Below are 5,745 nucleotides of genomic sequence, written 5' to 3' on the forward strand. Positions count from 1 at the left end.
CGAGGCCGCCCGCGAGGCCGCCGCGGCGGCGGCCCCGTCGGGAACCGACCTCGCGGCGGCCGAGGTGGCTACCGGAGGGGATACACCCGAGCGTGTGGACGTCACCGCGACCGCCACCGCCGAGCCCGGGGAATCGGACACGACGACGACGAGGGAGGCTCCGGACAACCCGGACCGCTGAGCACCGGGGCCTACCCCGCGGCGCCTGATTCGGGGCTCACCCCTCGGCGCCTGATTCGGGGCTCACCCCTCGACGTCGGCCTTGAGGTTGGCCAACAACTGGTGCTGGATCCGCTTGAGCCCGGCCGGGGCGAAGGTCCGCTCGAAGAACCCGCCCACTCCCCCGGCCCCGTCCCACGACGTGGTCATCTCCACCAGCGCACCGCCGGTGGCCTCGCGGACCGTGTAGGTGGTGGCCATGGACGAGTTGGCGTCCTTCTCCACCAGCGACCAGTGCGCCGCGGCCTCGTCCACGGTCACCGTGGCCTTGACGTCCCGGCTGCGCTTCTTGGTGGCCTGGAGGTTCCACGCCGCCACGGTGCCGTGCCCCTGGCCGCCCTCGATCAACCTGTACGCGGTGAACTGCTCGGGCTGGATCCGGGGACGGACCTGGGCGTAGTCCGCGATCGCGGCCGTCACGGTCGCGACGGGCGCCTCGATGACGATGGTGTTGCTGGCGGTGACCCTGCCCATGATCGTGACTCCTCCTCTGCCTGACCACGTCGCGCCCGCCGGAATCGCCGGTGGCGGCGCCCTCGACAGGGGCGCGTCAGACCACCACCATCGTGCCCGATCCCTCGTACCGCCGAGCGCGCCACCTCGCCCCGATCTTCCGGAGCTCCTCGAGCCAGAGGATCGACGAGCCCACCGCGACCGCCAACAGCCACTCGTCCGCGTGCAGCGGGGTGGTGTCGAAGATCCCCTGGAGGAAGGGCACCTGGACCACGGCCACCAACAGCAGCGGGACCGCCGCCAGTGCCACCCAGATCGGGGCGTTGTGCGCCATGTCCCGGGAGAACACCGAGCCGTCCGTGGAGCGGACGTTCATCAGGTTGAACACCTGGAAGAACACGAAGGCGGCGTAGGCGAGGGTGGTGGCGAACAACGGCACGCCCGCGCGCTCGGGGAACAGCGTCTCCGCGAACGCGAGGACCAGCAGTGTCCCGGTGGCCATGACCACGCCCAGCCACAGGATCCGCACCAGTCGTGACGGGGTGAGGATCTGCTCGTCCGCGGGTCGGGGCGGCCGCCGCATCGCGTTCTTCTCCACGGGCTCCACACCCAGCGCCATGGCGGGCGGGCCGTCCATGACGATGTTGACCAGCAGGACCTGCAGGGCGGTGAACGGCACGGCCGCCAACCCGAACAGCCCGCTGGCGAGGAACACCAGAACGAACGCCCACGCGGTGGTGAGCTGGAACTTCACGAACTTCACGATGTTGTCGTAGATTCCGCGGCCCTGCTCGACGGCCGAGACGATGGTCGCGAAGTTGTCGTCCGTGAGCACCATGTCGGCCGCACCCTTGGACACGTCGGTGCCGGTGATCCCCATCGCGATCCCGATGTCGGCCTGACTCAGCGCGGGTGCGTCGTTGACGCCGTCCCCGGTCATGGCCACCACGTCCCCGCCGGACTGCAGGGCCCGGACCATCCGGATCTTGTGCTCGGGGGACACCCGGGCCAGGACTCCCAGGCCGGGGGCACGTTCGGTCAGCTCGTCGTCGTCGATCCCGTCGAGATCGACCCCTCGCACCGCCTCCCCCTCGATCCCCAGGTCACGGGCGATCGACGAGGCCGTGACGAGGTGGTCGCCGGTGATCATGTGAACCGAGATGCCCGCCTCGCGTGCCACCCGGATGGCCTCGGCGGCCTCGGACCGGGGCGGGTCGACGATGCCGACCACGGCGAACACGGTCAGGCCGCGCACCTCGTCGAGGAGCACGCTCTCATCTACTCCGGTCTCGCCGGATCCGTCCTCGCCTGGTGCCGACTCGAACGGGCGCCCCGCCACGAGCAGGGTCCGCAGGCCCCGCTCCGCGAGCTCTTCGGTCGCGAGACGGATCGCCTCGTGCAGCTCGTCGGTGAGCTCCACGGCGTCCGTGCCGTTCCACACGTGGGTCGACCGGGGCAGCAGCGCACCGGTCGCGCCCTTGGCGCTGAGCGCGAGCTCCCCGCCCGGTGAGCGGTTGACGGTGGCCATGAACCTGTGGTCGGAGTCGAAGGGCACCTGGGCCACCCGCGGCCGTGCGGCACGCAGTCCCTCCACGTCGAGCCCGCACTTGGTGGCGGCCACGAGGAGAGCGCCCTCGGTGGGGTCGCCGACGAGTTCGCCGTCGGTCACGATCGCGTCGTTGCACAGCGTCATGGCGACCGCCGCCCTCCGGAGGTCCGGAACGGCATCCGGATCGGACGACAGGACCGTGCCGGTCGCCTCGTATCCGGTCCCGGTGACGGTGTAGGCGGAACCGCCCGCGACGATCCGCGTCACGGTCATCTCGTTGAGGGTGAGGGTCCCGGTCTTGTCCGTGGCGATGTGGCTGGTCGACCCGAGGGTCTCCACCGCCGCGAGGTTCTTGATGATCGCCCCCTCACGGGCGAGCCTCGCGGCGCCCATCGCGAGGGTGAACGCCACCACGGCGGTGAGGCCCTCCGGGATGGTGGCCACGGCGAGCGAGACCGCGCTGAGGAGCATGTCCTCCCAGGACTGCCCGCGCACCAGTCCGATCCCCATCACCAGCGTCACCACGACCAGCGCGATCACGGTGAGGACCCGGGCCAGGACCCCGATCCGCCGTTGGAGCGGCGTCTGCTCACCGCCCGCCCCGCCGAGCAGCTCGGCGATCGCCCCCATCTCCGTGCGCTCACCGGTCCCCGTGACCACCACGCGCGCCCGACCGCGGGTGACCTCGGTGTTCATGAACACCATGCCGGTGCGGTCACCGAGCGGCGCGTCCGCGGCGGCCACAGCATCCGCCGCCTTGTCCACGGGGACCGACTCGCCGGTCAGGGCCGACTCCGCCACCTGGAACCGGGAGGCCTCGAGGACCCGACCGTCAGCGGGGACCCGGTCGCCGGATTCCACCACCACGACGTCCCCCGGGACGAGGTCCGCGCTGTCCACCTCCACCTCGGCGCCGTCCCGCACCACCCGGCTGTGCGGCACCGCCATGTCGCGCAACGCGGCAAGGCTCTCCTCGGCGCGGGTCTCCTGGACGTAGTTCAGCACGGTGTTGAGCACCACCACCAGGAGGATGACGACCGGGGTCTCCCACTCGCGCGAGATCACGGCGCTCACCACGGCGGCCACCGCGAGAACCATGATCATGGGGTCGCGGAGCAGCCGCAGGACCCGTCTCCAGGCCGGCACCCCGGCCGCCACCGGCAGGGTGTTGGGACCGTGCTCGGCGAGACGACGCGACGCCTCGGCGCGGGTCAGGCCGTTCGACCCCGCGCCGAGGCGGGAGACCACCTCTGCGGTGGACAGTGTGTGCCAGGGGGTGCGCCGGTCCGTCTCCGGGGCGCGGTCCGTCGTCGTCATCCCCCCATCGTGCCCGGTCAGCTGCCCCGGGCGATCCACTCCTCCAGATGTGGGGACTCCTCGCCCACCTTCGTGCCGTCACCGTGGCCGGTGTGGACCAGGGTCTCGGCGGGCAGGGTGAGGATCCGGTCGCGGATCGAGGTGATGATGGTCGGGAAATCGGAGTACGACCGTCCCGTGGCACCGGGCCCTCCGGAGAACAGGGTGTCGCCGGAGAACAGGACGCCCGCCTCGGGGACGTGGAAGACACACGAGCCCGGCGAGTGGCCGGGGGTGTTCATGACCGTGAACCCGGTCCCGGCGATCTGGAAGACCTGCCCGTCCTCGAGGTCCTCGTGGGCGACCGTCGGGTGGGTCTCCTCCCACAGCATCTGGTCGCCGGGGTGGACGAAGACCCGGGTGTCGAGCTCGCGGGCGAGCTCCGGGGCGACGGTGATGTGGTCGTTGTGGGCGTGCGAGCACAGGATGCCCTTGACCGTGCGCCCGGCCACCGCGTCGATGATCGGCTGGGCGGTGTGGGCGGCGTCGATGACGTACACCTCGGAGTCGTCACCGAGGATCCAGATGTTGTTGTCCACCTCCCACTCGCCGCCGTCGAGGGCGAAGACGCCGCTCGTCACGACCTTCTCGATACGCAGGCCACCGGCATTGCCGGCACTCGTGTACGTCTCGCTCACAGGGTCACCACCGATCGGAGGACGGATCCGGACTTCATGGCGCCGAACGCGGCCTCGACCGCGTCCAGACCGATGCGTTCGCTGACGAACTTCTCCAGCGGCAACCGCCCCTGCAGATGCAGGTCGACCAGCATCGGGAAATCGCGCTCGGGGAGGCAGTCGCCGTACCAGGAGGACTTGAGCGAACCCCCGCGGCCGAAGAAGTCGAGAAGCGGCATCTCCAGCCGCATCTCGGGCGTGGGCACGCCCACCAGGACCACCGTGCCCGCGAGGTCACGGGCGTAGAAGGCCTGCTCGTAGGTCTCGGGCCGACCGACCGCGTCGATCACCACGTCGGCGCCGAAGCCGCCCGTGAGTTCCTGGATGGCGGCCACGGGGTCCGTGCCGGAGGAGTTGACCACGTCGGTGGCCCCGAACTCGCGCGCCCACTCGAGCTTGGTGTCGTCGAGGTCCACGGCGACGATGGTCGAGGCCCCCGCCAGGCGGGCACCCACGACCGCGGCGATGCCGACACCGCCGCACCCGATCACGGCGACGGACTGGCCGCGCGTGACGTTGCCCGTGTTGACCGCGGCCCCGAGGCCGGCCATCACGCCGCAGCCCAGCAGTCCCGCGACGGCCGGATCGGCCGCCGGGTCCACCTTGGTGCACTGCCCCTCGTGGACGAGGGTCTTGTCGATGAACGCACCGATACCGAGCGCCGGGCTGAGCTCCGTGCCGTCGGTGAGGGTCATCTTCCTGGACGCGTTGTGCGTGGCGAAGCAGTACTGCTGCTGGCCGCGCTTACAGGCCCGGCACTCGCCGCAGACCGCGCGCCAGTTCAGCACCACGAAGTCGCCCTCGGCCACGTGCGTCACCCGGTCACCGACGGTCTCCACGATCCCCGCGGCCTCGTGACCGAGCAGGAAGGGGTACTCGTCGTTGATGCCGCCGTCGCGGTAGGCCAGATCGGTGTGGCAGACGCCGCACGCCTGCACGCGGACGACGACGTCGTTCGGTCCCGGATCGGGGACGACGACGTCGACGAGCTCGACATCCGCACCCTTGGTACGGGCGATGACGCCCCTGACGGTCTGTGACATACCCAGTTTCTCCTCGAGGTCGGTTCGGCTCGGGGCCGGATCAGGCGGAGCCCCGGCCCGGACCCCTCCCACCCTGCCACATATGCAGGACCGGCCATTCGTCTGCACGCGAAACGACCGGAGCCCCGGACACCTGTGGTGTCCGGGGCTCCGGCGGGTCGAGCGGTCTGCTCGAGGGGTCCGATCAGACGGCGACGCCGTTGGCACGCAGCCACGGCACGGGGTCGATCCACTGGCCGGCGGGGTTGCGCACGCCGAAGTGCAGGTGCGGGCCGGTCGAGTACCCGCGGTTGCCCACGGTGCCGATGACCTGACCGGCGTGGACGCGCTGGCCCACCGAGACGTAGTTCTGGTCGTTGTGGCCGTACTCGAGCAGGTACCCGTCGTCGGTCTGGATGCGGATCCACAGTCCGTAGCCCGAGGCCGGGCCGGCGGCGACGACCGTGCC

The 5,745-nt window shown here is 71.0% G+C and carries 6 protein-coding genes; 1 reads left to right on the forward strand and 5 read right to left on the reverse strand.

Going from position 1 to position 5,745, the window contains the following annotated elements; all coding sequences use genetic code 11:
- Positions 1-181 (forward strand): hypothetical protein (locus G6022_RS14730; RefSeq protein WP_206682387.1); only part of this gene is annotated, 181 nt, incomplete at its 5' end.
- Between the two features lie 62 nt (positions 182-243).
- On the opposite strand, the gene G6022_RS14735 is transcribed toward G6022_RS14730, so the two are convergent.
- The 5 genes from G6022_RS14735 to G6022_RS14755 form a co-directional block, all read right to left on the reverse strand.
- Positions 244-693 (reverse strand): SRPBCC family protein, encoded by a 450-nt coding sequence (locus G6022_RS14735; protein ID WP_095717251.1) that lies wholly within the window; start codon positions 691-693, stop codon positions 244-246.
- 76 nt (positions 694-769) lie between these two features.
- Positions 770-3,538: a cation-translocating P-type ATPase gene (locus tag G6022_RS14740; protein ID WP_182638718.1), complete on the reverse strand. Its 2,769-nt coding sequence runs from the start codon at positions 3,536-3,538 to the stop codon at positions 770-772.
- Positions 3,539-3,555: 17 nt separating this feature from the next.
- Positions 3,556-4,215 (reverse strand): MBL fold metallo-hydrolase, encoded by a 660-nt coding sequence (locus G6022_RS14745; RefSeq protein WP_182610100.1) that lies wholly within the window; start codon positions 4,213-4,215, stop codon positions 3,556-3,558.
- Positions 4,212-5,297 carry an S-(hydroxymethyl)mycothiol dehydrogenase gene (locus G6022_RS14750; protein WP_182610101.1) on the reverse strand — a complete coding sequence of 362 codons (1,086 nt, stop codon included), beginning with the start codon at positions 5,295-5,297 and terminating at the stop codon, positions 4,212-4,214. Before G6022_RS14750 ends, G6022_RS14745 begins: the two co-directional genes overlap by 4 nt.
- Before the next feature lie 184 nt (positions 5,298-5,481).
- On the reverse strand, positions 5,482-5,745 hold a 264-nt coding region (locus tag G6022_RS14755; protein WP_182691861.1), incomplete at its 5' end, for a M23 family metallopeptidase.

The sequence above is a fragment of the Dietzia sp. Cai40 genome (assembly GCF_014145165.1).
In the GTDB taxonomy this organism is placed as follows: Bacteria; Actinomycetota; Actinomycetes; order Mycobacteriales; family Mycobacteriaceae; genus Dietzia; species Dietzia natronolimnaea.

What these genes read in the sequence shown, in the direction of transcription:
- G6022_RS14735 (WP_095717251.1), bottom strand. Translation starts at nt 693, where the DNA reads ATGGGCAGGGTCACCGCCAGCAACACCATCGTCATCGAGGCGCCCGTC.
- G6022_RS14740 (WP_182638718.1), bottom strand. Translation starts at nt 3,538, where the DNA reads ATGACGACGACGGACCGCGCCCCGGAGACGGACCGGCGCACCCCCTGG.
- G6022_RS14750 (WP_182610101.1), bottom strand. Translation starts at nt 5,297, where the DNA reads ATGTCACAGACCGTCAGGGGCGTCATCGCCCGTACCAAGGGTGCGGAT.